Origin of the sequence: Paracoccus jiaweipingae (genome assembly GCF_044335505.1) — a bacterium.
In the GTDB taxonomy this organism is placed as follows: domain Bacteria; phylum Pseudomonadota; class Alphaproteobacteria; order Rhodobacterales; family Rhodobacteraceae; genus Paracoccus.
Genome location: NZ_JBISBS010000004.1, coordinates 198068 through 221554, shown reverse-complemented (window position 1 = coordinate 221554; position 23487 = coordinate 198068). Strand labels below are relative to the sequence as shown.

Below are 23487 nucleotides of genomic sequence, written 5' to 3'. Positions count from 1 at the left end.
ACCGCAAAGGCCACTGCCATGACCGACCGCATCCCCCTGAACCGCGCCCTGATTTCGGTTTCCGACAAGACCGGGCTGATCGACTTTGCCCGCAAACTGTCGGCGCGCGGGGTCCAGTTGCTGTCGACCGGCGGCACCGCCAAAGCCCTGCGCGAGGCCGGGATGTCGGTGCGCGATGTGGCCGATGTGACCGGCTTTCCCGAAATGATGGACGGGCGCGTCAAGACCCTGCACCCCAAGGTGCATGGCGGCCTGCTGGCGCTGCGCGACAATGACGAACATCTGGCCGCGATGGAAAGCCACGGGATCGAGGGGATCGACCTGCTGGTGGTGAACCTTTACCCGTTCGAGGATACGGTCGCCAAAGGCGCCGGCTATGCCGATTGCATTGAAAATATCGACATTGGCGGCCCGGCAATGATCCGCGCGGCGGCCAAGAACCATGCCTTTGTGACCACCATCGTCGACGTTCAGGATTACGACGCCCTGCTGGCCGAACTGGACGCCAATGACGACGCCACCACGCTGGCCTTCCGTCAGCGTCAGGCCCAGATCGCCTATGCCCGCACGGCGGCTTATGACGCGGCGGTCAGTGGCTGGATGGCCGGCGCCATCGGGCAGGACACGCCGCGCCGCCGCGCCTTTGCCGGGGTGCTGGCGCAACCGCTGCGCTATGGCGAGAACCCGCATCAGGCGGCGGCCTTCTATACCGATGGCTCGGGCCGTCCGGGCGTGGCCACCGCGCGTCAGTGGCAGGGCAAGGAACTGTCCTATAACAATATCAACGACACTGATGCCGCGTTTGAACTGGTGGCCGAATTCGACCCCGCCCAAGGCCCCGCCTGCGCGATCATCAAACACGCCAACCCCTGCGGCGTGGCGCGCGGCGACAGCGCCGCCGAGGCCTACGCCCGGGCCTTCGACTGTGACCGCACCAGCGCGTTTGGCGGCATTATCGCCCTGAACCAGCCGCTGGACGCCGAGACCGCCCGCGCCATCACCCAGATCTTTACCGAGGTCGTCATCGCCCCCGATGCCTCGCCCGAGGCGCGCGAGGTCTTTGCCGCGAAAAAGAACCTGCGCCTGCTGACCACCGGCGGGTTGCCCGATGCGCGGGCCGGGGGGCTGACCTTCCGTCAGGTGTCGGGCGGGTTTCTGGTGCAGGGCCGCGACAATGGCCATGTCACCGCCGCCGATCTGAAGGTCGTGACCGAACGCCAGCCGACCGATGCCGAACTGGCCGATCTGCTGTTTGCCTGGACGGTCGCCAAGCATGTGAAATCGAACGCCATCGTTTACGCCCGCGATCTGGCCACGGTCGGCATCGGCGCCGGCCAGATGAGCCGCGTCGACAGCACCCGCATCGGCCGCACCAAGTCGCTGGACGCGGCGCAGGTGCTGAGTCTGGACGCGCCGCTGACCGATGGCGCGGCGGTGGCCTCCGACGCGTTCTTCCCCTTTGCCGACGGGATCGAGGCGCTGGCCCAGGCCGGTGCCAAAGCCGTGATCCAGCCCGGCGGGTCGATGCGTGACGCCGAGGTGATCGAGGCCGCCAACCGCCTTGGGCTGGCCATGGTCTTTACCGGCCAGCGGCATTTCCGTCACTGATGTCCGGTCAGCAGCCCCAGTTCGACTTTGGCGCGGGCGACAAGCCCGCCCCGCCAAAGCCCGCCAAACCCGCGACCCCGCGCAAGCCGCGCACGCGCAAGGCGCCCCCGCCGCCGCCCGGCCTTGGGCTGGCGGCGCTGGTGACGATGCTGGTCGTGGCGCTGGACCAGCTGTCGAAATATATCGTCGTGCAGGTGCTTGAACTGGACCGCATTCAGCAGCTTGAGGTTCTGGACCCGTGGCTGAACCTGCGCATGGCGTGGAATCAGGGGGTGAATTTCGGGCTGTTCGCGTCAGACCAGAATACCGCGCGCTGGCTGCTGATCGCGGTGGCGCTGGCGGTTTGCGCATGGGTGGCGCTGTGGCTGTGGCGCACCCGTCCGGGCCGCTTTGCGCAGGTCGCGGCGGGGCTGCTGATCGGTGGCGCGCTGGGGAATGTGATCGACCGCGCGACCTATGGCGCGGTGGCCGATTTCCTGAATATGTCGCTGCCGAACTGGCGCAATCCCTACAGCTTTAACATCGCTGATATCGCCATTTTCGCCGGGGCCTTCGGGCTGGTGCTGCAACCGGGCGGGACAAAACCCGCCGCGGCGCGGAACAAGCCCCGTGACGCGGGCCGAAAAGGACGCTAGAACAAGGCGGATCATCGCAAAAGAGGGCGGTCATGCGGGCATTGGCAGCGACACTGACGATCACGGCATTCACGGCTTTGGCCGCGTGCAGCAGCGATCCGCAGCTTATGAACCTTGGCAGCGGCGACGGCCCGGACGAATTTTCCGTCCTGCCGACCAAACCGCTGCAAATGCCGCCCGACCTGAACACCCTGCCTGCGCCGACGCCGGGCGGGTCCAACATCACCGACCCGACGCCCAAGGCCGATGCCGTTGCTGCACTTGGCGGCAGCCCCGCCGCATTGCAGGATCGCGGCGTTGCGGCCAATGATGCCGCGCTTGTTGCCCATGCCAGCCGTCGCGGCGCACAGCCCGACATCCGCGCGCAACTGGCCGCCGAGGATCAGGACTGGCGCAGCCGCCATTCCCGCCGCCTGCTTGAGGTTCTGGCCCGCACCAATGTCTATTACCGCGCGTATGAGCCATTCACGCTGGACAGTTGGGCAGAGATGGAACGCTGGCGCCGCGCCGGTGCGCGCACGCCCTCGGCCCCGCCCAAATAAGCCGGTCAAACAAACCAGCCCCGGTCAGCAGGCCGGCGCCCCCGCTGGCACCCCGCCGCTGACGACCCGGCCCCCGGCGCCGCCCGCACCCCCGGCGCCGCCAGCCTGCGCCTGCCGCCCCATCCCCGAACCTGACCTTCACCTTCACCTTCGCGCGAGGCCGCTGGACCCGGCCCGCCCCCCGGTGCAGTCTTGGCCGCGCAACCAGACGGAAGACGCCATGCGCCGCACCAGCCTGCCCCCTGTTCCCGCCCTTGCCGCGCTTGCGCTGACGGCGGCCTTGTCCCTTCCCGCGCCGCTGTGGGCACAGCCAGCCGACGCACCGGCACCGGCCCCCAAGCCGGACACGGCCCCGCAGGCCGGGCCGATGCCGCAGGGCATCAGCCATTTCACCCTGCCCAACGGGCTGGAAGCCGTGGTGATCGAGGATCACCGCGCCCCGGTCGTGGTCCAGATGGTGTGGTACAAGATCGGGTCCGCCGATGAACGGCCCGGCAAATCGGGGATCGCGCATTATCTGGAACATCTGATGTTCAAAGGCACCGAAACCATGGCACCGGGCGAACTGTCCAGAACCGTGACCGCCAATGGCGGCATGGACAACGCCTTTACCAGCTATGATTTCACCGCCTATTTCCAGCGTATCGCCGCCGACCGCCTTCCGCTGGTCATGCAGATGGAGGCCGACCGCATGGCCAATCTGCGCATCAGCCCCGATGACTGGAAAACCGAACGTCAGGTGATTTTGGAAGAACGCGCGCAACGGGTCGATTCCAACCCCGCCGCCCTGTTCGCCGAGGAACGCGACGCGGTCCAGTTTTACAACCACCCCTATCGCCACCCCATTATCGGCTGGCGCGCCGAGATGGAGGGCCTGACCCGCGATGATGCGCTGGAATGGTATGACCGCCATTATGCCCCCAATAACGCGGTGCTGATCGTGGCTGGCGACGTGACCCCGGATCAGGTCAGGGCACTGGCACAGCAATATTACGGTCCCATCCCCGCCAAACCCGGTGCCACCCGCGCGGCCCGCCCGCAGGAACCCGCACAACACAGCCCGCGCCGGATGCAGATGCGCGATGCCCGCGTCGCACAGCCGGTGATGATCCGCAGTATTCTGGCCCCGGAACGCAATGCGGGCGACCAGAAACACGCCGCGGCGCTGACCATTCTGGCCGAATTGCTGGGTGGCTCGGCGCAGACCTCGGTTCTGGGGCAAAAGCTGATGCTGACCGGCAAGGCGGTTTCGGTCGGGGCGGGCTATGACGGGCTGTCGGTGGACCCGACGACCTTCAGCCTGTCGCTGGTGCCGACCCCGCAAACCACCCCCGAACAGGCCGAGGCCGCGCTGGACACAGCCCTGCGCGATTTTCTGAAGGACGGCCCCGACCCGGAACAGCTGGACCGGGTGAAAACCCAGATCCGCGCGGCACAGGTCTATGCCCGCGATTCGGCGCATGGCCGGGCCTATGATTACGGTCAGGGGCTGGCGATCGGGCTGACGGTGCAGGACGTCAATGACTGGCCCGAGCTGCTGGCGGCGGTGACACCCGATGACATCCGCGCTGCCGCGCGCGACCTGCTGACCAGCAAGGCCAGCGTGACCGGATGGCTGTATCCCGAAGGGGATGGCGCCCCGCACGGCCCCGCCCCCGATGCAAATGCGATGCTGCAACCCAAGGTGACCCAATGAAACGCCTGCTGACCGTTCTGTTGCTGTTGCTGGCCCTGCCCGCCCACGCGGTCGAGGTTCAGCAGGTCACCTCGCCCAAGGGGGTCAGGGCGTGGCTGTCACAGGATCATTCGATCCCCTTTACCGCGCTGACGATCATGTTCAGGGGCGGTGCCTCGCTGGACCAGCCGGGGCAACGCGGGGCGGTGAACCTGATGACCGCGCTGCTTGAGGAAGGCGCCGGTGACATGGACGCCACCGCCTTTGCGCAGGCGGCGGAACGGCTGGGGGCATCGGCGGGGTTTGACGCCGGGGATGACGCGGTGGTGATCACCGCGCAGGCACTGACTGAAAACCGCGACGCCGCCGCCGACCTGTTGCGCGCGGCGCTGACCGAACCGCGCTTTGACGCCGATGCCATCGACCGCGTGCGCGCGCAGGTTCAGGCCGTCATCCGCGCCGAGGCCACCGACCCCGAGGCCATCGCCGCCAAGGAAATGGCGCGTCAGGTCTGGGGCGACACCCCCTATGGCACCAGCCTGAACGGCACCGCCGAATCGGTGGCCGCGCTGACCCGCGACGACCTGATCGCGGCCAAGAACCGGGTGCTGGCGCGTGACCGGGTGGTGGTTGGGGCCTCGGGCGATATTACCCCCGATCAGCTTGGGGCGTTGCTGGACCGCATTCTGGGCGATCTGCCCGAAACCGGCACCGCGCCGCTGCCCGACCGCCCGGAATACCGGGCCACTGGCGGGGTGACGGTGATCGACTGGGACAGCCCGCAAACCGTGGTCGGCTTTGCCCAACCCGGCCTGCCGATGGACGACCCCGATTTCTTTGCCGCCTATGTCGCCAACCACATTCTTGGCGGCGGCGGGTTTTCCAGCCGCCTGATGGACGAGATCCGCGAAAAGCGCGGGCTGACCTATGGCGTCTATACCGGCCTGTCGACCATGGTGCTTGGCGATCTGTGGCAGGGCGGCATGGCCAGCGCCAATGACAAGGTGGCGCAGGCGGTCGATCTGGTGCGCCAGAACTGGGGCCGCATGGCCGATGGCGTGTCCGACACCGAACTGACCGAGGCCAAGACCTATCTGACCGGCGAATATGCGCTGCGTTTCGATGGCAACCGCAAGATCGCGGGCATTCTGGCGGGGATGCAGCTGATGGGCCAGCCTGCTGATTACATCAACACCCGCAATTCCCGCATCGAAGCCGTCACCTCACAGGATGTCGCCCGCGTCGCCAGGCGGATGCTGCATCCCGACCAGTTGCGTTTCGTGCTGGTGGGCCGACCCGAAGGCGTGACGCCGGCCGATCCGTCAAAACCGGACAGCGACAGCAAGGCGCCATGAAAAAAGGGCGCGCGGCCCCAAAGGCTGCGCGCCGTCCTGACCGCCACGCGCGCATATGCGTCGGCTGTCAGGTGGTGCAGGGCCCCGCGGGGGGCGCTGGTGGCGGTTACCGGACCTGAACCGCGCCAGTGGCCCCCAGCGTGCCGCCAACCACCGCGCCCACCGGACCCGCCGCCACCGCGCCGGCGGTGCCGCCGGTCAGGGCGCGTTCGCCCGCATTGTCACCACAGGCCGCCAGCGCCAGAACCGCAGCGGAAATCGTCGCAATCGTTACCATTTTCATTGTAAACCTCCTTGGGCGAACACCGCCCCTGTGCCAACACAGCGCCGGGCGCGCGGAAAAGTTCCGACACAGCACACCCCCCGGCACACAGGCGATTGGCGGGGGGCGTGGAATTTGCTAAATCTTGTAAGATGAACCAACATACCCCCAATATGCGCCCCGTTATCCGCCAGCTTGACGACACCGCAGCCAACCGCATCGCGGCGGGCGAGGTCGTCGAACGCCCCGCATCGGCGGTCAAGGAGCTGGTCGAAAACGCGCTGGACGCGGGGGCATCGCGGATTTCGGTCGACATTGCGCAGGGCGGCAAAAAGCTGATCCGCGTCACCGATGATGGCTGCGGCATGACCGCCGCCGACCTGCCGCTGGCGCTGGCGCGGCACGCGACGTCCAAGATCGACGGCTCGGACCTGCTGAATATCCGCAGCTTCGGCTTTCGCGGCGAGGCCCTGCCCAGCCTTGGCGCGGTGGGGCGGCTGACCATCACCAGCCGCGCGCCGGGCCATGACGGCGCGCGCATCGCGGTCGAGGGCGGCCGCATCGCCCCCGTCACCCCGGCAGGCGGCAATACCGGCACCGTGGTCGATCTGCGCGATCTGTTCTTTGCCACCCCCGCGCGGCTGAAATTCATGCGCACCGACCGCGCCGAAACCCAGGCGATTGCCGATGTCATCCGCCGCCTGGCGATGGCCGAACCGGGGGTCGGCTTTACCCTGACCGACACCGAATCGGGGCGGGTGCTGTTTCGCGCCGACCCCGAACAGGGCGATCTGTTCGATGCGCTGCACGCCCGGCTGGCGCGGGTGATGGGGCGCGATTTCATCGACAACGCGCTGCGCATCGACGCCGAACGCGACGGGCTGCGGCTGACCGGGTTTGCCGCGCTGCCGACCTATTCGCGCGGAGCGGCGGTGGCACAGCACCTGTTCGTCAATGACCGCCCGGTGCGCGACAAGACGCTGATCGGCGCGCTGCGGGCGGGTTACATGGATGTGCTGGCCAGTGGCCGCCACCCGGCGGCGGTGCTGTTTGTCAGCTGCGACCCGCATCTGGTCGATGTCAATGTCCACCCCGCCAAGGCCGAGGTCCGCTTTCGCGACCCCACCGCCGCGCGCGGGCTGATGGTCAGCGCGCTGCGCCATGCGCTGGCGGGGGCGGGGCACCGGGCCTCGACCACGGTGGGTCAGGCGACGCTGGCGGCCTTTCGCCCCGAACCCGCCACCCCCCAGCCGCACCAGCCCGCGCCGCACCCGGCCTATCGGGCGTATCAGGCCGATTACGCGCCGCGCCCGTCCTTTTCTGCACTTCAGGCCAGCCTTGCCGCGCAGGCCCCGCAGGTCGCGCCCCAGATGGCCGGCTTTGCCGAGGCCCCTTCGGCGCGGTCGGAAATGCCCGCCGACACCGCCACCGACCCGGATGCCCCGCTGGGGGCGGCGCGCGCGCAGATCCACGAAAACTATATCATCGCGCAAACCCGCGACGGCATGGTCATTGTCGATCAGCACGCCGCGCATGAACGGCTGGTTTACGAACGGCTCAAGGCGCTGGCGGCGGAACATGGCATCACCTCGCAGGCGCTGCTGATCCCCGAGATCGTCGATCTGTCCGAGGCCGAGGCCGCGCAGATCATGGAAATCGCCCCCGAGCTGGCCGAGCTGGGGCTGGTGGTCGAGGCCTTTGGCGGCGGCGCCGTGGCCGTGCGCGAAACCCCGGCGCTGTTAACCAAACTGGATGCCGGGGCGCTGATCCGCGATATTCTGGACGATCTGGCCGATCAGGGCCGGTCCGACCGCCTGCGGGCGCGGGTGGATGCGGTGCTGTCATCCATGGCCTGTCACGGCTCGGTCCGGTCGGGGCGGCGCATGACCGCCGAGGAAATGAACGCCCTGCTGCGCGAGATGGAGCGCACGCCGAAATCCGGCCAGTGCAACCACGGGCGCCCGACATGGGTCAAGCTGAACCTGTCAGATATTGAGCGCCTGTTCGGCCGCAAGGATTGACCTTGGCCGCGCAAACCGCATGATGCGGTGAAACGATAAGGTGCAGGCCAATGCTGGAAATCAGTCCCGACAAAATCGCCCACATCATCATCCGCGCCCGCGAATATGACAGCGGCGTGAATGCCTGGGCCCATAGCGGGCACCGGCGTGGCGACGGCACCCGGACCGAATTGCACGATTTCATCGAGAACCTGAACGACGACGAACAGGCCAGCCTTGTCGCGGTGATGTGGATCGGGCGCGATACCTTTGCCCCCGAAGATCTGGCCGAGGCCATCGACACCGCCAAATCCGAGAAATCGACCCCGACCGAGGATTACCTGATGGGTGAACCGCAACTGGCCGATTACCTTGAGGCCGGGATGGACGCGCTTGGCCTGTCCCCCGAGGATGCCGAGGATGACATCCTGCGCCCGGCCTGACCATCGCGCTGGCGGCGGGGCCGCGTTTTGGGTATTTGAACAACGAAGAAGCGGCGCACCGGGGTCGGGGCGCCGCTGTTTCATGCCACGCGGGCGGGTGTGATCACAGGCTGATCCGGTCACCGTCGCGCGCAAGGTGGTCGACCTTGGCCATGTGCTGGGCGATCTGGCCGACCTCGACCAGCCAGTCCCCGACCAGAACGGGGTCGTGGGGGGCGGCGTGGACCCCCGGCGCGATGCGACCGTCCAGCACCGCCTGCACCGCCAGCGCTACCGGGACCGACACAAGCTGGGCCATCGCCGTGCCCTGTGCCGTGCCATGCGCATCCAGCACCCATTCCTTGTGCCAGACCGTGTCACCGTCGCGATCGGCCCGCAGGGCCACGCACAGGACCACGCGGTCAGGCTCGGCCTCGTCATAGGCATTGTCGCGCCAGAACTGGTCGGCCATCTGGCGCAGGCGGGTTTCGCCGGCCTCGCCATGCAGGGTTTCGACCTCGGCAAAGACCTGCGCCCATGCCTCGGACCAGCCTTTCAGGCGGATGGTGCCGCGCACGAAATCCTGCACCTGCCAGGCGGGGTCAAAGCCGTATTGGTCGATGAAGGGAAGGGAATCGCGGTTGGGATAGACCTCGAACCGTTCGGGCGTCGGCAGCGGCGCGTCATAGGGGTCGATGGCGTTCCATGGCCGGTCCACGTCGCGCGTGGCCCCGTCGCGGACCGAACGCGAGGGCGAACGCAGCGCGCGCAGCACGCCAAGCGGCGACCAGCTGAATTTATAGCGGAACGGGTTGGGGTATTTCGGAATGCCGCCGCAGTAAGAGGTAAAGTAAACCTGATCGCCATCCTGCGCCGCCAGTTTGTAATCGGCCACCAGATCATGCGCCATCAGGTGGTCGATGCCGGGGTCCAGCCCGACCTCGTTCACCAGTGACACGCCAGCGGCGCGGGCGGCGTCATCCAGCGCCCGCATCTCGGGGGCGATATAGGACGAACTGACGAAATGCGCGCCCTTGTCGATGCACAGCCGGGCCAGCGCGACATGCTGATCGGCGGGCAGCATCGAGACGACGACATCGCCCGCCGCCACCGCAGCGGCCAGCGCATCGGGGCTGTAGGCGCGGATGTCGTCGGTCAGATCGCCCACGGCGTCACGCGCCTTGTCGACGGTGCGGTTCCAGACCGCGACCGGCGCGCCCGCCGTCAGCAGGCGGCGCAGGCCGGGAATGGCGGACAGGCCGGTGCCAACCCAGTGAATCGTCATGTCAGACCTCGTTCAGGTGGTTTCGGAAAGTGGTTTCGGCGCGCGCCCAGACGCCATCGGCATCGCCGTCCAGCTGTGCCAGCACGGGCAACAGCTGTTCGGCATAATCCTGCGAAGCCTCGAGCGGCAGCATCGAAGGCAGGTTGTCGATCGCCATCACGTCCAGCGGCGGCTGATCGGCCACCCGCAGCACCGGCTGGTCCCATGTCGTGCTGCGGTCATAGACCTTGACCGGGGAAAAATCGCTGGTCGGGTCGCAGGCCACATCGCCAATCACCGTCAGCGCCCGGCCCGGATTGACCGCATCGGCGGGGACGAAAACCGGCGCACCGGGCGTGGCCAGAATGGCGTTGATAAATACCTGATGTTCCAGCACCTGCGGGAACGGCCCGCCCGAGGCGGTTTCGGCCATATCCCATTGCGTCACCGACATGCCCATGGCGTGACACAGGTCGGTGGCGCCGCGCCCGACCCGGCCCCTGGCGCCAATGACAATGGCGCGCGGGCGGGGGGCGTTGGTGGCATCCAGATCGGCGCGCAATTCATCGGTCAGCGCCTGTTGCGAGGCATAGACATGCACCGGCCCGCAGATGCTGCCGCGCTGTTGCGCCGCCCATGCCTTCAGCGACACCGCCGCGCCGACGAACCCGGCCCAATAGCCAAAGGCGGCCAGACGGCGGCCATCGGCATCGGTCAGATATTCCAGATCCAGCAGCACCCCGCCGCCGGCGCGGAACCGGTCCAGCAGGATGCGGCCCGCCGGCTGGCCCTTGAAGGCATGGCCGAACATGATGTGGCGGTGGCGCAGGGGGCTGCCATCCTGGGGCAGTTCCTTGAGACCGAAGATAATCGCGTCATCCGGCGCGTCGGGCCAGCCACCCTGCGGGGCGATGCTGGCCCCGGCCTGACGATAGGCGTCGGTGGGGATGACGCGGTGGGGGCTGTCCTCGACCGTGACGGTAAAGCCTTTGGCGATCAGCTGGCGCGCACCGTCGGGGGTAATGCCCACACGGTCCTCGTTCGGGCGGCTTTCGGCCCTTACCCACAGATGTGTCATTGCGGTCCCCCTTTGTCCGATCGCGCGCGAGCCTAGGGCAAGGCCGCGCCAAGGGAAAGGCCGTGTGGGTATTTGGACAACGAAGAAGCCCGTTGACGGGTGGCGCGGGGCTGCGTAACTGGGGGATATTCTCGGGGCGGGGTGAAATTCCCCACCGGCGGTCACAGCCCGCGAGCGCCCTTCGCACCCGAAGGGGTCAGCAGATCCGGTGTAATTCCGGGGCCGACAGTCACAGTCTGGATGAGAGAGAATGCGCCATACCCGTGCGGTCCGCCCGCGCGGCTGTGGTCGTCCGTCCCTGTACGAAAGGCCAATGGCCGCTGCGAAAGGCGATGCGATGACCGATGTGAACCTGCCCCTGACCCCGCGCCCTGCCGTGACCGGTGCCGCCATGATGGTGCTGGCGGGGGTGTGTTTTGCGCTGGTCAACACGCTGATTCAGGCCGCGACGATGAAGATGGGCGTGGCGGCCCCTGCGGCGGCATTCTGGCAATACCTTGTGGCGGCGGTGTTCTTCCTGCCATGGATCGCGCATAATCTGCGGCTGACGGTGGCGACCGGGGCGGTGGGCGCGCATATCCTGCGGGTGGCCCTGTCGGCGGGGGGGATCATGCTGTGGACGCTGGGTCTGGCGCATGTGCCGATCTGGCAGGCCATCGCGCTGATCCTGCTGTCGCCGTTTTTCGTGACGCTGGGGGCCGGGCTGTTGCTGGGGGAACAGGTGACGCCGCTGCGATGGGCGGCGGTGCTGGCGGGTTTTGCCGGCGGCGCGGTCATTCTGGCGCCCTGGTCCGATGCTTTCACGCTGGCCGCGCTTTATCCGGTCGGGGCGGCGGTTTTGTGGGCCTCGGTCAGTTTGCTGACCAAGCGGATGACCCATACCGAAAGCGCCGAGACCCTGACGCTGTATCTGCTGATCGGGCTGACGCCGGTCAATGCGGTGCTGGCGGCGGGGTCGGGATGGGCGGTCAGCCAGCACGCCCTGCCCCTGATTGCGCTGGCGGGCATCCTGACGGCAGCGGCGCAATACCTGATCGTGCGGGCCTATGCGGCGGCGGATGCGGCCTATTTGCAGCCTTTCGACCACCTTAAGCTGCCCCTGAATATCGGTCTGGGGTGGCTGGTCTTTGGGTTTTTGCCGCAGGGCAGCATGTGGCTGGGGACCGCGATGATCCTTGCCGCCTCGATGGTGCTGTTGCGGGCCGAGGCGCGCGGCGCCTGACCCGGTTTCAGAACGGCACCGGCGCGGAAAAACTCATCTGCACCCCGCTTTCAGGGTGTTTGAACCGCAGGCTTTCGGCATGCAGCATCAGCCGTGGGTGGTCATCGCGCGCCGCACCGCTGGCATAAAGCGGATCGCCAAGGATCGGATGCCCGGTTTGCGCCATATGCACGCGCAGCTGGTGGCTGCGGCCCGTCACCGGCATCAGCCGCACACGGGTTTCGGCATCGCTGGCGCGCATTACCCGCCAGTCGGTCTGGGCCGGGCGGCCCTGTTCGTGGTCGACCTTTTGCCGGGGCCGGTTGGGCCAGTCGACGATCAGCGGCAGGTCGACGCGGCCGGTTTTGGGCTGAAGCCGCCCGGCGACCCGCGCGACATAGGTTTTTTTCGTCCGCCGCTCCTCGAACTGTTTGGACAGGTGGCGTTGGGCGTGGGGGGTCAGCGCAAAGACCATCACGCCCGAGGTATCCAGATCCAGCCGATGCACCAGCAGCACGGTCGGGAAGGCCCCGCGCAGGCGTTCGATCAGGCAGTCGGCCTTGTCCGCGCCCCGGCCCGGCACCGACAGCAGGCCTGACGGTTTATCAACCACCAGCACCTGATGATCGGCATGGATGATCACCGGCGGATCGGCGGGCGGGGCATAGGTGAAGCTGTTCATATCCGCACCACTCCGCCCGCGAAAAGGGCTGGCAATTGCGCGGCGGGGGTCAGCTTGTCCGGGGTCATTGCGGCGCCCCGGCGGGGTATTGCGGCAGGCCGTCGGTGATCTGGTCATGGGCCGGGCGGCCAGCGGTATGGATATGCCCGACCAGACGCAACGCGTCCGGGTGGTCAAAAGCCCCGGCGGCAATTTCTGTCACGCTGGCGCCGTCCTGCTGCCAGAACAAGGACGATCCGCATTGGCCGCAAAACCCGCGCCGCGCGTGGTCGGACGATCGGAACCAGCGCAGCCCGTCGCCGCGACCGATGCTGAGCTGCGCGCTGATCCCGGCCCAGACATAGCCCGACCAGCGACGGCACTGACCGCAATGGCAGGCCTGCAAGTCGTCGGCCACCAGCCGCGCCGTAAAGCGCACCGCACTGCACAGGCAACCGCCCGTCATTTTACAGCGCGGCAAAGCAGGCATCGAGAATTCCCTTCAGGCGGGTCGCGTCCTGTGTGGTAAAGGCATCGGGCTGGTTGCTGTCGATATCCAGCACGCCGATCAGTCGCCCGCTGCCGGTGAACACCGGAATCACCAGCTCGGAACGGGTGCTGCTGGCGCAGGCAATATGGCCGGGGAAGGCGTCGACATCAGCCACCAGTTGCGTCTGGCCCGTCCGCGCCGCAGCGCCGCAAACGCCACGGGAAAACGGGATGACCAGACAGCCATGCCCGCCCTGATACGGCCCGATCTTCAGCAGTTCCGGCGCGGTGACGCGGTAAAAGCCGGTCCAGTCAAAGCGGTCGTCGAAATGGTGAATCTCGCAGGCCAGCGTGGCCATCAGCGCGACCTCGTCCTGCTCGCCCGCGGTCAGTGCGGACAGGCGCGCGGCAAGGCCGTCGTAATCGGGGGCGCAATCGGGGTGGGACTGGGGGTCGGGGGATGTCTGTGTCATGCCCCAGCCATAGCGCGGGGCCAGCCCGGCGAACAAGCACCAACCGGTGCGGCGCCGCCGAAAACCCGGTGCGGGCCGGTTGGGTATGTAAAAAACGCCCCACCGGATGGCAGGGCGTGGTGGCCGCATGGGCGGGCGCCTGCGGGGGCGCCACGCCACGCGCGCCGAAACGCGATCAGTTCGCGGGGGCCGGGGCCTCGGGCGCCGGGGCGGCGGGGGCCTCGGGCGCGGTTTCCTCGACCGTGATGGCGGGCTCTTCCGTGGTCACGGTGGTCGAGGTGGTGTCGGTGCCGCCGGTCGCGTCCGGGGTTTCGGTCGTGACGGTCACGCTGTCACCTTCGGTCACAGTGGTGGTGGTGGCGTCGCCGCCGGCCATGAAATACCACGCCAGCGCGGCCACGACCAACAGCGCGATCACCACCCAGACAATCGGGTTGCCGTTGCTGGCCGAAGGCGCGTTGACGGTGGTGCGGTTGACTTGGCCGCGGTTGGGGTCGGTGTTGTGATCGGACATGGCCGGCTCCTTCAGAAATGGTTGGTCGCGGGATCACCGCGGTCAGCGCCATAACGCCGCATCCGTCAATCCGTTCCCTGCCAAATGACCGGGGTTGCGGAAATTGGCCGATCTGTGCCTTGCGTCACCCCCCCGGCGGCGTATGTTGGCGGCGAAGGATGGAATGGGTATGCTGGGTTTCTTTACGCTGAATCGCCGCGCCGGACAGGGCGATGCCGACCGCATTCTAGCGGCGCTGGCCGACCGGCTGGCACCCGAAATGCGGCTGGCCGGGGCCGTCCAGTCCAATCTGGGGCCGGGGGGCGATTGCCATTGCGATATGGACCTGCGGCTGTTGGGCCAGCCCGAGGTGGTGCGCATTTCCCAGGATCTGGGGTCCGGGGCGGCGTCTTGCCGGCTGGATGCCGAAGGGCTGGAACGCGCCGCGGCGGCGGTCGAGGCCCGGATTGCGCGCGGTGCCGATCTGGTGATCGTGTCGAAATTCGGCAAGCAAGAGGCACTGGGCCGCGGCTTTCGCAGCACCATCGCGGTTGCGCTGGAACATGACCTGCCGGTGTTGCTGTCAGTGCCGCAAGACCATCGCGACGCATTTCTGGCCTTCGCCGGCGATCTGGCGCAAGAGGTCGCGCCGGACGCGCTGGCCGACTGGTGCCGCGCCGCCGTCCTGAAACGGCAACCCAAAGCATGAGCACCCCGTGATGCCCGCCTCCGACACCCCATACCCACCTGCCGACCGGGTCATGGATGCCAGCGGCCTGTTGTGCCCGCTGCCGGTGCTGCGGGCGCGCAAGGCTTTGCAATCCATGTCCAATGGCCAGACCCTGCTGCTGATCGCCACCGATCCGGCGGCGGTGATCGACCTGCCGCATTTCTGCGCCGAGGCCGGGCACACCCTGCTGACAGTCACCGAAGAAAACGACGCCCGGCATTTCCTGCTGCGCAAGGGCGGCTGAGGGCGCTTGCAACCGGCGGCATCCGGTGCCACCTTGCCCCGGCTGTGACTGTTGGGGGAAGGGGGCGCGGCATGTATCCGGACCATGACGGGCACGCCGATGCCTGAGGTCTTTTTCAAGACCTTGCCGTTCTTTGCCGTTGTGGGCCTTGGCTGGCTGGCGGGTTGGCGCGGGGCGTTTCCGGCCATCGCAACCAGTTGGCTGACGCGGTTTGTGTTCTATTTCGCCCTGTCGGCCATGTTGTTTCGCTTTTCCGCCACGCTTGAGGTCGCGGAACTGTTCGACCCCCGATTTGTCGCGGCGTGGCTGGCGGGGTCGACCCTGCTGTGGGCGGTCGGCATGGCGGTGGCACGGATGCGTGGCCTGTCCCTGCCCGACGCCGCGATGGAGGCCCAATGCTGCATGACCGGCAATACCGGCTTTCTGGGGGTGCCGATGCTGGTCACCCTGCTTGGCCCGGCCGCAGCGGCACCGGTGCTGATGGTGCTGGCGCTGGATATGGTGGTCTATTCCACGCTGATCACGGTGATCATGACCGCCGCCCGCCATGGCCGCCTGAACCGGCGCAGCCTGATGCCGATTATTCGCGGCATCGTCGCCAACCCGATGATCGTGTCGATGGCGGCGGGGCTGGCCTGGGGCGGCAGCGGCCTGCCGATGCCCGCGCCCCTGAACGATTTTCTGGGTCTGCTTGGCGGGGCCGCGACGCCGGGGGCGCTGTTCGCCATCGGGGCTTCGCTGGCGCTGCGGCGGGTGGACCGGCCCGGCCCGGCCCTGTGGCTGACCTTTGCAAAGCTGGTGCTGCACCCGCTGCTGATCGCCGTCATGGCCTTTGGCCTGTTCGGTGTTGACCGGTTTTCCGCAGGCGTCATGGTCGTCGCGGCGGCCCTGCCGGTGGCGGGCAATGTCTATATGCTGGCGGAATATTTCGGCACCGGCGTTCAGCGCACATCGACGGCGATCCTGTTTTCGACCGCCATCAGCCTGCTGAGCGTCCCCATGGTCATCTATTGGATCGAGAAAGGATAACGCATGAAGAAGATACAGGAATTGCGTCTGGACAACCTGCGCGTCGATCTGGACGAGGACGGCATCGCCACGGTGACGCTGAACCGCCCCACCAAGCGCAACGCGCTGGATGCCAACACCATCGAAGAGCTGATCGAGGTCTTTGCCACCCTGCCCCGCATTCAGGCCCGCGCCGCGATTTTGCGGTCCGAGGGGCCGCATTTCTGTGCCGGGCTGGACCTTGTCGAACATTACCACGCCGACCGCCGCCCCGAAGATTTCTGGCAGCTTTGCCTGCGCTGGCACGAGGCGTTCAACAAGATGGAATATGGCGGCGTGCCGGTCATCGCCGCGCTGAAAGGCGCGGTGGTCGGCGGCGGGCTGGAACTGGCCAGCGCCGCGCATATCCGGGTGATGGACCGCGACACCTATTTCGGCCTGCCCGAGGGACAGCGCGGCCTGTTCACCGGCGGGGGGGCCACGATCCGGGTGGCCGACCTGATCGGCAAGTCGCGAATGATCGACATGATGCTGACCGGCCGCCTGTATCGCGGACAGGAGGCGGTGGATGTCGGGCTGGCGCAATACATGGTCGAGGATTCCGAGGCCAAGGCGCGCGAACTGGCCCAGCAGGCGGCGCGTAACCTGCCGCTGACCAATTTCGCCATCTGTTCGGCCATCAGCCATATGCAGAACATGTCGGCGCTGGACGCCGCCTATGCCGAGGCCTGCGTGGCCGGTGTCGTCAACACCCAGACCGGCGCGCGGGCGCGTCTGGATGCGTTTGCCAAAGGCATTGCCGACAAGGTCAAGCCAGACGGCCAGACCCAGCCCGAATAGACCCAGCCCGAACAGACATCGAATCACCTGATCACCCCCTTTCGGGGCGATCATGGACCATCAGGGGTTAAGATTTCGTCAAATCCCGCGATCGACACTGCGGATCAGCTTGCTTTCCAGCACCCGCAGCACGGTTTTCAGGTCATGGCCGCGGCGCAGGTTGCGGCCATCCATGCCGATCACCGCATATTGGCCCTGTGCATTGCGCAGCCGGGGACGCTTTTCGATGCGGTAAAGCGGGTATTCCGCCGCGCGCCGGAAGACGCTGAACACGGCCACGTCACGCAGGAAGGACATGCCGTAATCGCGCCATTCCCCCGCTGCGACCATGCGCCCGTAAAGCGACAGGATCACCGCCAATTCAGCGCGGTCAAAGGTGACGCGGTCGGGGTCGGGAAGGGAAAATTCGGCGCGGCTCATGCCGACCAGAATGCGCCCCGGATGCCGGGCGGGCAATCCCAAACCGCCCGACCCGGAAGCCACGTCAGTAGCACGAGATCCGCGCCACCCGTCTGGCCTTGTCCAGTTCGATATTCAGCCGCGACGGGTTATAGTCCATCGTCACCGCCGCCCCATGGGGAATGACGCGATGCGGGTCCGGCAGCACCATCGCCCGCAGCGCGGCCTCGGGCTGGCCCAGCAGCACCTGAAACCGCGACGCACCGCAGGCATCCGATTCCGAGGGACGCTGCGCGCCCTGCGGCGGCACGGGCTGGCAGGCCGCAAGCCCGGCCAGCGCCGCCAGCATGATCGCCAGCCGCCCCATCAGCCGCAGTCGATGTTATAGATGTTGCCCGCCGCATCCAGACGGAACACGATGCGCAGCGCGTCATATTCCTGCGGCTCGATCCCGCGATATTCGACCACGCGGTATTCGCGGGTGATCCCCAGCGTCGGGATCACGCTGCCCGGCTGACCCAGCGCCGCGGTATAGTCCTTGGCGTGGCAGGCATCGGGTTCGCGTTCCTGAAGCCCGGCAACGCCAACCGGGGTCACCGGCGTCACGACCGGCATCACCACCGGTTCGGGCTGGGGCATGGGGGCGGGCGCGCAGGCGGTCACAAGGGCCGCACCGGCAAGACAGCAGATCAGCTTGATCTTCATTTCGGTTCCGTCGCTGGGTTGATTGGCTTTTCCTCGGGGGAATCTATAGCGAAACCGACCCGGGTTGAGAAGCACCTTTCCCCGCGCGGCCCCGCCATCACGACGCTGCATCGGCGGGGCGGACGCCATAGGCGGCCATGAACACCCGCACCGCGCCATCGACAGTGCGGCGCAGATGGGCCTCGTCGACGGATGCCGGTCCCAACATCATGGCGCGGTCATGAATGCTGGCGCTGGACAGCTCGATCAGTTGATCGGCGGCCAGTTCCAGATCGTCGATCTGCAATTCCCCGCGCCCGACCGCCTTGGTCAGGTATTCACACAGCATGTTGCGCAACAAAACCGGGCCGGTTTCGTAATATTCCGCCGCCAGCGCGGGGAAACGCTCGGCCTCGGCCACGGACAGACGGAAGGCCCGGACGCCGAAATCGCCGACCAGATGCGCCGCGATCAGTTGCACGATAAAGGGCAGCACCTGCGCGGCGGGCAGTTCGATATCGACCAGACCGCGCGCCATGCTGCTTTCGCGCTGTAATTCGGCGCGGAACACCTCGGCGAACATCAGCCGCTTGTCGGGGAAATAGCTGTAAAGCGTCGCCTTCGACACCCCGGCCTCGCGCGCGATGTCATCGACGCTGGCGCCTTCAAAACCGTCGCGCAGGAACACGGTGCGCGCACCGTCAAGCACCTGGTTGAACTTGCGGCCACGGGTCACGCGCGGTTCCGTCTTCATCTGGACCTCCTTCTTACCGGCGAACGCGCCAGAAATGCACCTCGGCAAAACGGACTTATCGCGGTAATGCACCTGATGGAATAGGCAAATGCTAAGAAACTGTCACAGTCTTTCAAGAACGTTATCCGATTACCGTGTCCGGCTGGCGGTTTTCGGCTTGCCTCGGTGACGCAGCGGCGCGAACGTCAGGGCAGTGTCTTGAAAACAGGGTTAATCCATGTCTGACCTGCAAAATTCCTTCCGCGCCTCTGTCGACCGGATGTTCAGCCACGCCGCCAGCCTGATGGATCTGGACCCCGGGCTTGAGGAAAAGATCCGCGTCTGCAACGCCACCTATACCGTGCGCTTCGGGGTGCGGTTGCGCGGGGCGATCCACACCTTTACCGGCTATCGCTCGGTCCATTCGGAACATAACGAACCGGTCAAGGGCGGCATCCGCTATGCCCCCAGCGTCAACCAGGACGAGGTCGAGGCGCTGGCCGCCCTGATGACCTATAAATGCGCGCTGGTGGAGCTGCCTTTTGGCGGGTCCAAGGGCGGGCTGCGCATCAACCCCCGCGAATGGGACGAGGACGAGCTGGAGCGGATCACCCGGCGCTTTACCTATGAGCTGTCGCGCCGCAACCTGATCTCGCCATCGCAAAACGTGCCCGCCCCCGATATGGGCACGGGCGAGCGTGAAATGGCGTGGATGGCCGATGCCTATAAGCGGCTGCACCCGGATGATATTGACGCGCGCGCCTGTGTGACCGGCAAGCCGCTGTCATTTGGCGGCATCGCCGGCCGGGTCGAGGCAACCGGGCGCGGTGTGCAATACGCCCTGCGCGAGGCCTTCCGCCACCCCCAGCTGATCAAACGCGCCGGTCTGGACGGCACGCTGGACGGCAAGCGCATCGTCATTCAGGGCCTTGGCAATGTGGGCTATCACGCGGCGCTGTTCCTGTCACAGGAAGACGGCGCCAAAATCACCGCGGTGATCGAACGCGATGGTGCCATCGTGTCTGAAAGCGGCCTCGACATTCCGTCGCTGGCGCTGCATCTGCGCGAAACCGGCGGGGTGCGTGACTTTGCCGGTGGCACGTATGTGCCGCATGGCGCGGATGCCCTGACCACCGAATGCGACATCCTGATCCCCGCCGCGATCGAAGGGGTGATCCACGCCGATAACGCCGATGCCATCAAGGCCCGGCTGATCATCGAGGCCGCGAACGGGCCGATCACCTCGGAGGCCGATGACAAGCTGCGCGAGCGCGGTGTGGTCATCATCCCCGATATGTATGCCAATGCCGGCGGCGTGACAGTGTCCTATTTCGAATGGGTCAAGAACCTGTCGCATATCAGCTTTGGCCGGATGGAACGCCGTCAGGAAGAGGCCCGTCACAACCTGCTGGTGCAGGAACTGGAACGGCTGTCCGCCGACCGCAACCTTGGCTGGACGCTGTCGGATAATTTCAAGCAGAAATACCTGCGCGGCGCAGACGAGCTGGAGCTGGTGCGATCGGGTCTGGACGACACGATGCGCACCGCTTTCCAGCAGATGATGGAGGTCGCTGACAATGACAGCCGCGTCAACGACCTGCGCACGGCGGCCTATATCGTGGCGATCCGGCGCATTGCCGCCAGCTATCGCTCGATGGGGCTTTAGGCCGGGCGATAATCGGTGATGGCCTGATAACAGCGGTCAAGGTCATCGCCGGTCACGCAATAGGGCGGCATCAGGTAAATGGTGCTGCCCAGGGGCCGGATCAGCAGGTCGCGCGACAGGAAATGCGCCTTCAGGCGCGGCCCGTCCTCGGCCAGATAGCCAGCCTCCTCCCCGACCCGCAGGTCAATGGCGGTAATGGTGCCGGTCTGGCGCGGGTTTTCGAACCGCGGGTCAGTGGCCAGCACCGCCAGCCGTTCGGCCTGCATCGCGACCAGATTGTCGATGCGGTCCTGAACCGGCTCGTCCCGCCAGACCCCCAGATTGGCCAGCGCGGCGGCGCAGGCGATCGGGTTCGCGGTATAGCTTGAGGAATGGAAAAACGTCCTGGCGCGGTCGGTGGAATAATGCGCATCGAAAACCGGGCGCGATGCCAGCGTCGCCGCCAGCGGCACCGCGCCGCCGGTCAGGCCCTTGGAAGTGCACAAAATATCCGGCGACACCCCGGCGTGATCACAGGCCCATAACCGCCCGGTGCGGCCCCAGCCGGTCATCACCTCGTCCGCGATCAACAGCACACCGTGGCGGTCACAGATTTCGCGCAGGGCACGCAGCACCTGCGGCCCATACATCAGCATCCCGCCCGCACCAAGGATCAGCGGCTCGACGATCAGCGCCGCAATATCGCCCCTGCGGCACAGCACCTCGAACGCGTCCAGCGTATTCTGGCCATCGCCCTGCGGCAGCGGAATCGCGTCGACCCCGAACATCAGCGGGTGATAGGCCGCGTTGAACACGCCGCGCGCACCCACGCTCATGGTGCCGATGGTGTCGCCGTGATAGCTGTGTTCCATCACCACGATCCGGCTGCGCGCGGCACCCTGATGATGCCAGAACCCCAGCGCCATTTTCAGCGCCACCTCGACCGCCGTTGATCCGCTGTCGCTGAAGAACACGTGCTCCAGCCCATGCGGGGCCAGCGCGACCAGCCCCTGCGCCAGTTGTTCCGCCGGTTCATGCGTCATACCGGCGAAAATGATCTGGTCCAGCGTTTCCGCCGTGTCGCGAATGGCCGCCATGATCGGCGCGTAACGGTGACCATGCGTCACCACCCACCAACTGGACACCGCATCCAGAATGCGGCGCCCGTCCGCGCTGTGCAGATAGGCGCCCTCGGTTTTTGTGATCACAGGCGGCTGCGGTTCGGTGGCGTGCTGGGTGAACGGGTACCAGACGGCGGTCATGTGAAATCCCCAAGGTTGAAATGCGCGGCCATCGCGCTGCGCAGACGTTCGGGCGTAACCTGCGACAACAGCGGCAGGCGGCCCAGAACCCGCGCGCCGGTCAGTTCGGCAATGGTGCGGATGTTGTCGGGGTTATCCTCTCCGATGAATGCGATCCCGTGCAGGTTAACCCCCCGTTTTTCCAGCGATTCCACAGCCGACACCGTGTGGCTGATGGTCCCCAGACCGGTGGTCGCGCACAGCACGACCGGCAGGTCCCAGCGCGCGAACAGATCGGCAAAAAGCACCTGCCGCGTGACCGGCACCAGCACACCGCCCGCCCCCTCGATCACCAGCCGGTCGGCGTCTGGCGGGGTCAGGCGGTCGGGGTCGATGGTCACGCCGTCAATTTCAGCGGCGCGATGCGGCGACAGCGGTTCATTCAGCACATAGGTCGATGGCCAGATCCGCGCGCCCGTCAGCAGCGCGACACGATGGGCGTCGGTGCCGGGGCGCGGCAGCCCCTCACGCGGGGGGTCGGTGGTGTCATTCAGCCCCGATTGCACCGGTTTCCAGTAATCGGCTTTCAGCAGCCCGGTCAGCCCGGCGGCGAAAACCGTCTTGCCAATTTCGGTCCCGGTGCCTGTGATCACAAATCTGGCCATAGCTCCTCCAGCGCGTCGGCCAGCGCCACAATATCGGCAGCCGACACATTCAGGGTCAGGGAAACACGCAGCCGCGCCTGCCCCTGCGGGACGGTGGGCGGGCGAACGCCGCGAATGTCAAAGCCACGCGCCTGCAAGCCCGCCGCCAGCGCCATGGTGGGCGCGTTCTGGCCGACGATCAGCGGCTGAATCTGGCTGCCGCTGACCGCCAGTTGCGGCAGGCGGCGGCGCAATTCGGCCTCGAACAGCCCCACCAGCGCGGCCAGCTGCGCCTGCAAACCGGGCTGATCGCGCAGGATCGCCAGCGCCTCGACCCCGGCGGCGGCCATCAGGGGCGACGGCGCGGTGGCAAAAATGAACGGCCGCGCGCGGTTGATCATAAAGTCGCGAAACACGCGCGCCCCACAGATCAGCGCACCCTGACCGCCAAGTGCCTTGCCCAAAGTGTGCAGCGTGATCACATTTTCACGCCCCTCAAGATGGTGAGACAGGCCGCGCCCATTGGGGCCGAAAACGCCGGTGGCATGGGCCTCGTCCACCACCAGAAACCCCTCGCGATCCGCGATTGCCGCCAGGTCGTCCAGCGGCGCGCGGTCGCCATCCATGCTGTAAAGGCTTTCAACACAGATCCAGACCGCGCCCTTGCCACCCCCGGCCCGCCATTTTGTGATCACATCCTGCGCGGCCTGCGGATCGCCATGCGCGAAACGCGCCACATCCGCCCGCCCGGCCCGCGCCCCCTCATGCGTGCTGGCATGGCTAAGCGCGTCCATCAGGATCAAATCACCACGCTGCGGCACCGTGGACAGAAAGGCGACATTGGCGACATAGCCGCCCCCAAAGCCCAGCGCGGCCCCGGCGCCGAAGAAATCGGCGGCTTCGGCTTCCAGACGCTCGTGCAGGTCGGCATTGCCGCGCAGCAGGCGCGACCCGGCGGCCCCGACCGGAACCCCCGCGTCCAGCGCCGCGCGCACCGCCTGCGCCAGTCGCGGCGCCCCCGCAAGCCCCAGATAATCGTTTGAGGCAAAATCGACCCCATCCCGTCCGATCAGGCTGCGCAGGCGGGATTCCCCTTGCAGAACAGACAGTTGATCGCGGAACGGGGTCAGGCGTTCGGCTTGGTCAAACATGGGTTTCGGC

Annotated in this window: 27 protein-coding genes and 1 riboswitch; of the genes, 13 read left to right on the top strand and 14 right to left on the bottom strand. The window is 66.8% G+C overall.

The window, feature by feature from the left end; translation table 11 throughout:
- Window positions 1–18: 18 nt before the first annotated feature.
- From purH to ACFXP9_RS09545, 5 genes are all read left to right on the top strand, one after another.
- Window positions 19–1608, top strand: a complete 1590-nt coding sequence (gene purH, locus ACFXP9_RS09565; RefSeq protein WP_397208511.1) for a bifunctional phosphoribosylaminoimidazolecarboxamide formyltransferase/IMP cyclohydrolase — start codon at window positions 19–21, stop codon at window positions 1606–1608.
- Window positions 1608–2243, top strand: a complete 636-nt coding sequence (gene lspA / locus ACFXP9_RS09560; protein WP_397208512.1) for a signal peptidase II — start codon at window positions 1608–1610, stop codon at window positions 2241–2243. The genes purH and lspA overlap by 1 nt, the downstream gene beginning before the upstream one ends.
- Before the next feature lie 32 nt (window positions 2244–2275).
- Entirely contained in the window at window positions 2276–2785 is a 510-nt protein-coding gene (locus ACFXP9_RS09555; protein ID WP_397208513.1) for a DUF3035 domain-containing protein, read from the top strand.
- A 220-nt stretch (window positions 2786–3005) separates the two neighbouring features.
- Window positions 3006–4481, top strand: coding sequence for a M16 family metallopeptidase (locus ACFXP9_RS09550; RefSeq protein WP_397208514.1), 1476 nt, complete (start codon window positions 3006–3008; stop codon window positions 4479–4481).
- Window positions 4478–5815 (top strand): M16 family metallopeptidase, encoded by a 1338-nt coding sequence (locus ACFXP9_RS09545; protein ID WP_397208515.1) that lies wholly within the window; start codon window positions 4478–4480, stop codon window positions 5813–5815. Before ACFXP9_RS09550 ends, ACFXP9_RS09545 begins: the two co-directional genes overlap by 4 nt.
- Before the next feature lie 106 nt (window positions 5816–5921).
- On the opposite strand, the gene ACFXP9_RS09540 is transcribed toward ACFXP9_RS09545, so the two are convergent.
- Window positions 5922–6098, bottom strand: a complete 177-nt coding sequence (locus ACFXP9_RS09540; protein WP_397208516.1) for a hypothetical protein — start codon at window positions 6096–6098, stop codon at window positions 5922–5924.
- A gap of 131 nt (window positions 6099–6229) precedes the next feature.
- Here ACFXP9_RS09540 and mutL point away from each other — a divergent pair, with 131 nt between their 5' ends.
- Together mutL and ACFXP9_RS09530 are read left to right on the top strand one after the other, a co-directional pair.
- The gene (gene mutL, locus ACFXP9_RS09535) at window positions 6230–8098 is read left to right on the top strand and encodes a DNA mismatch repair endonuclease MutL (protein ID WP_397208517.1); all 1869 of its coding nucleotides are present in this window, start codon (window positions 6230–6232) and stop codon (window positions 8096–8098) included.
- Between the two features lie 50 nt (window positions 8099–8148).
- Window positions 8149–8520 carry a DUF3775 domain-containing protein gene (locus ACFXP9_RS09530; RefSeq protein WP_397208518.1) on the top strand — a complete coding sequence of 124 codons (372 nt, stop codon included), beginning with the start codon at window positions 8149–8151 and terminating at the stop codon, window positions 8518–8520.
- A gap of 103 nt (window positions 8521–8623) precedes the next feature.
- Here ACFXP9_RS09530 and ACFXP9_RS09525 read toward each other — a convergent pair whose 3' ends face one another.
- Window positions 8624–9784: a saccharopine dehydrogenase C-terminal domain-containing protein gene (locus tag ACFXP9_RS09525; RefSeq protein WP_397208519.1), complete on the bottom strand. Its 1161-nt coding sequence runs from the start codon at window positions 9782–9784 to the stop codon at window positions 8624–8626.
- Window position 9785: 1 nt separating this feature from the next.
- Entirely contained in the window at window positions 9786–10841 is a 1056-nt protein-coding gene (locus ACFXP9_RS09520) for a saccharopine dehydrogenase (protein ID WP_397208520.1), read from the bottom strand.
- A 123-nt stretch (window positions 10842–10964) separates the two neighbouring features.
- Window positions 10965–11097: riboswitch (FMN riboswitch) on the top strand.
- Between the two features lie 81 nt (window positions 11098–11178).
- Here ACFXP9_RS09520 and ACFXP9_RS09515 point away from each other — a divergent pair.
- Entirely contained in the window at window positions 11179–12063 is an 885-nt protein-coding gene (locus ACFXP9_RS09515; protein WP_397208521.1) for a DMT family transporter, read from the top strand.
- 7 nt (window positions 12064–12070) lie between these two features.
- On the opposite strand, the gene ACFXP9_RS09510 is transcribed toward ACFXP9_RS09515, so the two are convergent.
- From ACFXP9_RS09510 to ACFXP9_RS09495, 4 genes are all read right to left on the bottom strand, one after another.
- Window positions 12071–12724, bottom strand: coding sequence for an RluA family pseudouridine synthase (locus ACFXP9_RS09510; RefSeq protein WP_397208523.1), 654 nt, complete (start codon window positions 12722–12724; stop codon window positions 12071–12073).
- 64 nt (window positions 12725–12788) lie between these two features.
- Entirely contained in the window at window positions 12789–13193 is a 405-nt protein-coding gene (locus ACFXP9_RS09505) for a GFA family protein (RefSeq protein ID WP_397208524.1), read from the bottom strand.
- A complete protein-coding gene (locus ACFXP9_RS09500) occupies window positions 13171–13665 on the bottom strand; it encodes a GAF domain-containing protein (RefSeq protein WP_397208525.1) in 495 nt (164 codons plus the stop codon). The genes ACFXP9_RS09505 and ACFXP9_RS09500 overlap by 23 nt, the downstream gene beginning before the upstream one ends.
- A 175-nt stretch (window positions 13666–13840) precedes the next feature.
- Window positions 13841–14179: a hypothetical protein gene (locus tag ACFXP9_RS09495; RefSeq protein WP_397208526.1), complete on the bottom strand. Its 339-nt coding sequence runs from the start codon at window positions 14177–14179 to the stop codon at window positions 13841–13843.
- A gap of 163 nt (window positions 14180–14342) precedes the next feature.
- Between ACFXP9_RS09495 and ACFXP9_RS09490 the strand changes: the two genes are divergently transcribed.
- The 4 genes from ACFXP9_RS09490 (at window position 14343) to ACFXP9_RS09475 (ending at window position 16980) form a co-directional block, all read left to right on the top strand.
- Window positions 14343–14867, top strand: a complete 525-nt coding sequence (locus ACFXP9_RS09490; protein ID WP_397208527.1) for a DUF2478 domain-containing protein — start codon at window positions 14343–14345, stop codon at window positions 14865–14867.
- Between the two features lie 10 nt (window positions 14868–14877).
- A complete protein-coding gene (locus ACFXP9_RS09485; RefSeq protein WP_397208528.1) occupies window positions 14878–15132 on the top strand; it encodes a sulfurtransferase TusA family protein in 255 nt (84 codons plus the stop codon).
- Between the two features lie 99 nt (window positions 15133–15231).
- Window positions 15232–16161 carry an AEC family transporter gene (locus ACFXP9_RS09480; RefSeq protein WP_397208529.1) on the top strand — a complete coding sequence of 310 codons (930 nt, stop codon included), beginning with the start codon at window positions 15232–15234 and terminating at the stop codon, window positions 16159–16161.
- Window positions 16162–16164: 3 nt separating this feature from the next.
- Complete coding sequence (locus ACFXP9_RS09475) at window positions 16165–16980, top strand: crotonase/enoyl-CoA hydratase family protein (protein WP_397208530.1); 816 nt, start codon at window positions 16165–16167, stop codon at window positions 16978–16980.
- 78 nt (window positions 16981–17058) lie between these two features.
- Here ACFXP9_RS09475 and ACFXP9_RS09470 read toward each other — a convergent pair whose 3' ends face one another.
- The 4 genes from ACFXP9_RS09470 to ACFXP9_RS09455 form a co-directional block, all read right to left on the bottom strand.
- Window positions 17059–17400 carry a DUF2794 domain-containing protein gene (locus tag ACFXP9_RS09470; RefSeq protein ID WP_397208666.1) on the bottom strand — a complete coding sequence of 114 codons (342 nt, stop codon included), beginning with the start codon at window positions 17398–17400 and terminating at the stop codon, window positions 17059–17061.
- 64 nt (window positions 17401–17464) lie between these two features.
- Window positions 17465–17746, bottom strand: a complete 282-nt coding sequence (locus tag ACFXP9_RS09465) for an I78 family peptidase inhibitor (RefSeq protein ID WP_397208531.1) — start codon at window positions 17744–17746, stop codon at window positions 17465–17467.
- Window positions 17746–18084: a hypothetical protein gene (locus ACFXP9_RS09460; RefSeq protein ID WP_397208532.1), complete on the bottom strand. Its 339-nt coding sequence runs from the start codon at window positions 18082–18084 to the stop codon at window positions 17746–17748. Before ACFXP9_RS09460 ends, ACFXP9_RS09465 begins: the two co-directional genes overlap by 1 nt.
- A 97-nt stretch (window positions 18085–18181) precedes the next feature.
- Window positions 18182–18817, bottom strand: a complete 636-nt coding sequence (locus tag ACFXP9_RS09455; RefSeq protein WP_397208533.1) for a TetR/AcrR family transcriptional regulator — start codon at window positions 18815–18817, stop codon at window positions 18182–18184.
- Between the two features lie 217 nt (window positions 18818–19034).
- On the opposite strand from ACFXP9_RS09455, the gene ACFXP9_RS09450 reads away from it, so the two are divergent.
- Window positions 19035–20462: a Glu/Leu/Phe/Val family dehydrogenase gene (locus ACFXP9_RS09450; RefSeq protein ID WP_397208534.1), complete on the top strand. Its 1428-nt coding sequence runs from the start codon at window positions 19035–19037 to the stop codon at window positions 20460–20462.
- On the opposite strand, the gene ACFXP9_RS09445 is transcribed toward ACFXP9_RS09450, so the two are convergent.
- From ACFXP9_RS09445 to ACFXP9_RS09435, 3 genes are read right to left on the bottom strand one after another with little or no spacing between them, the layout of a single operon-like run.
- Window positions 20459–21703 (bottom strand): adenosylmethionine--8-amino-7-oxononanoate transaminase, encoded by a 1245-nt coding sequence (locus ACFXP9_RS09445; RefSeq protein ID WP_397208535.1) that lies wholly within the window; start codon window positions 21701–21703, stop codon window positions 20459–20461. The two genes, ACFXP9_RS09450 and ACFXP9_RS09445, sit on opposite strands and share 4 nt — an antisense overlap.
- On the bottom strand, window positions 21700–22347 hold the full coding sequence (bioD, locus tag ACFXP9_RS09440) for a dethiobiotin synthase (RefSeq protein WP_397208536.1): 648 nt from the start codon (window positions 22345–22347) through the stop codon (window positions 21700–21702). Before bioD ends, ACFXP9_RS09445 begins: the two co-directional genes overlap by 4 nt.
- Window positions 22332–23477 (bottom strand): 8-amino-7-oxononanoate synthase, encoded by a 1146-nt coding sequence (locus tag ACFXP9_RS09435; RefSeq protein WP_397208537.1) that lies wholly within the window; start codon window positions 23475–23477, stop codon window positions 22332–22334. Before ACFXP9_RS09435 ends, bioD begins: the two co-directional genes overlap by 16 nt.
- Window positions 23478–23487 lie beyond the last annotated feature (10 nt).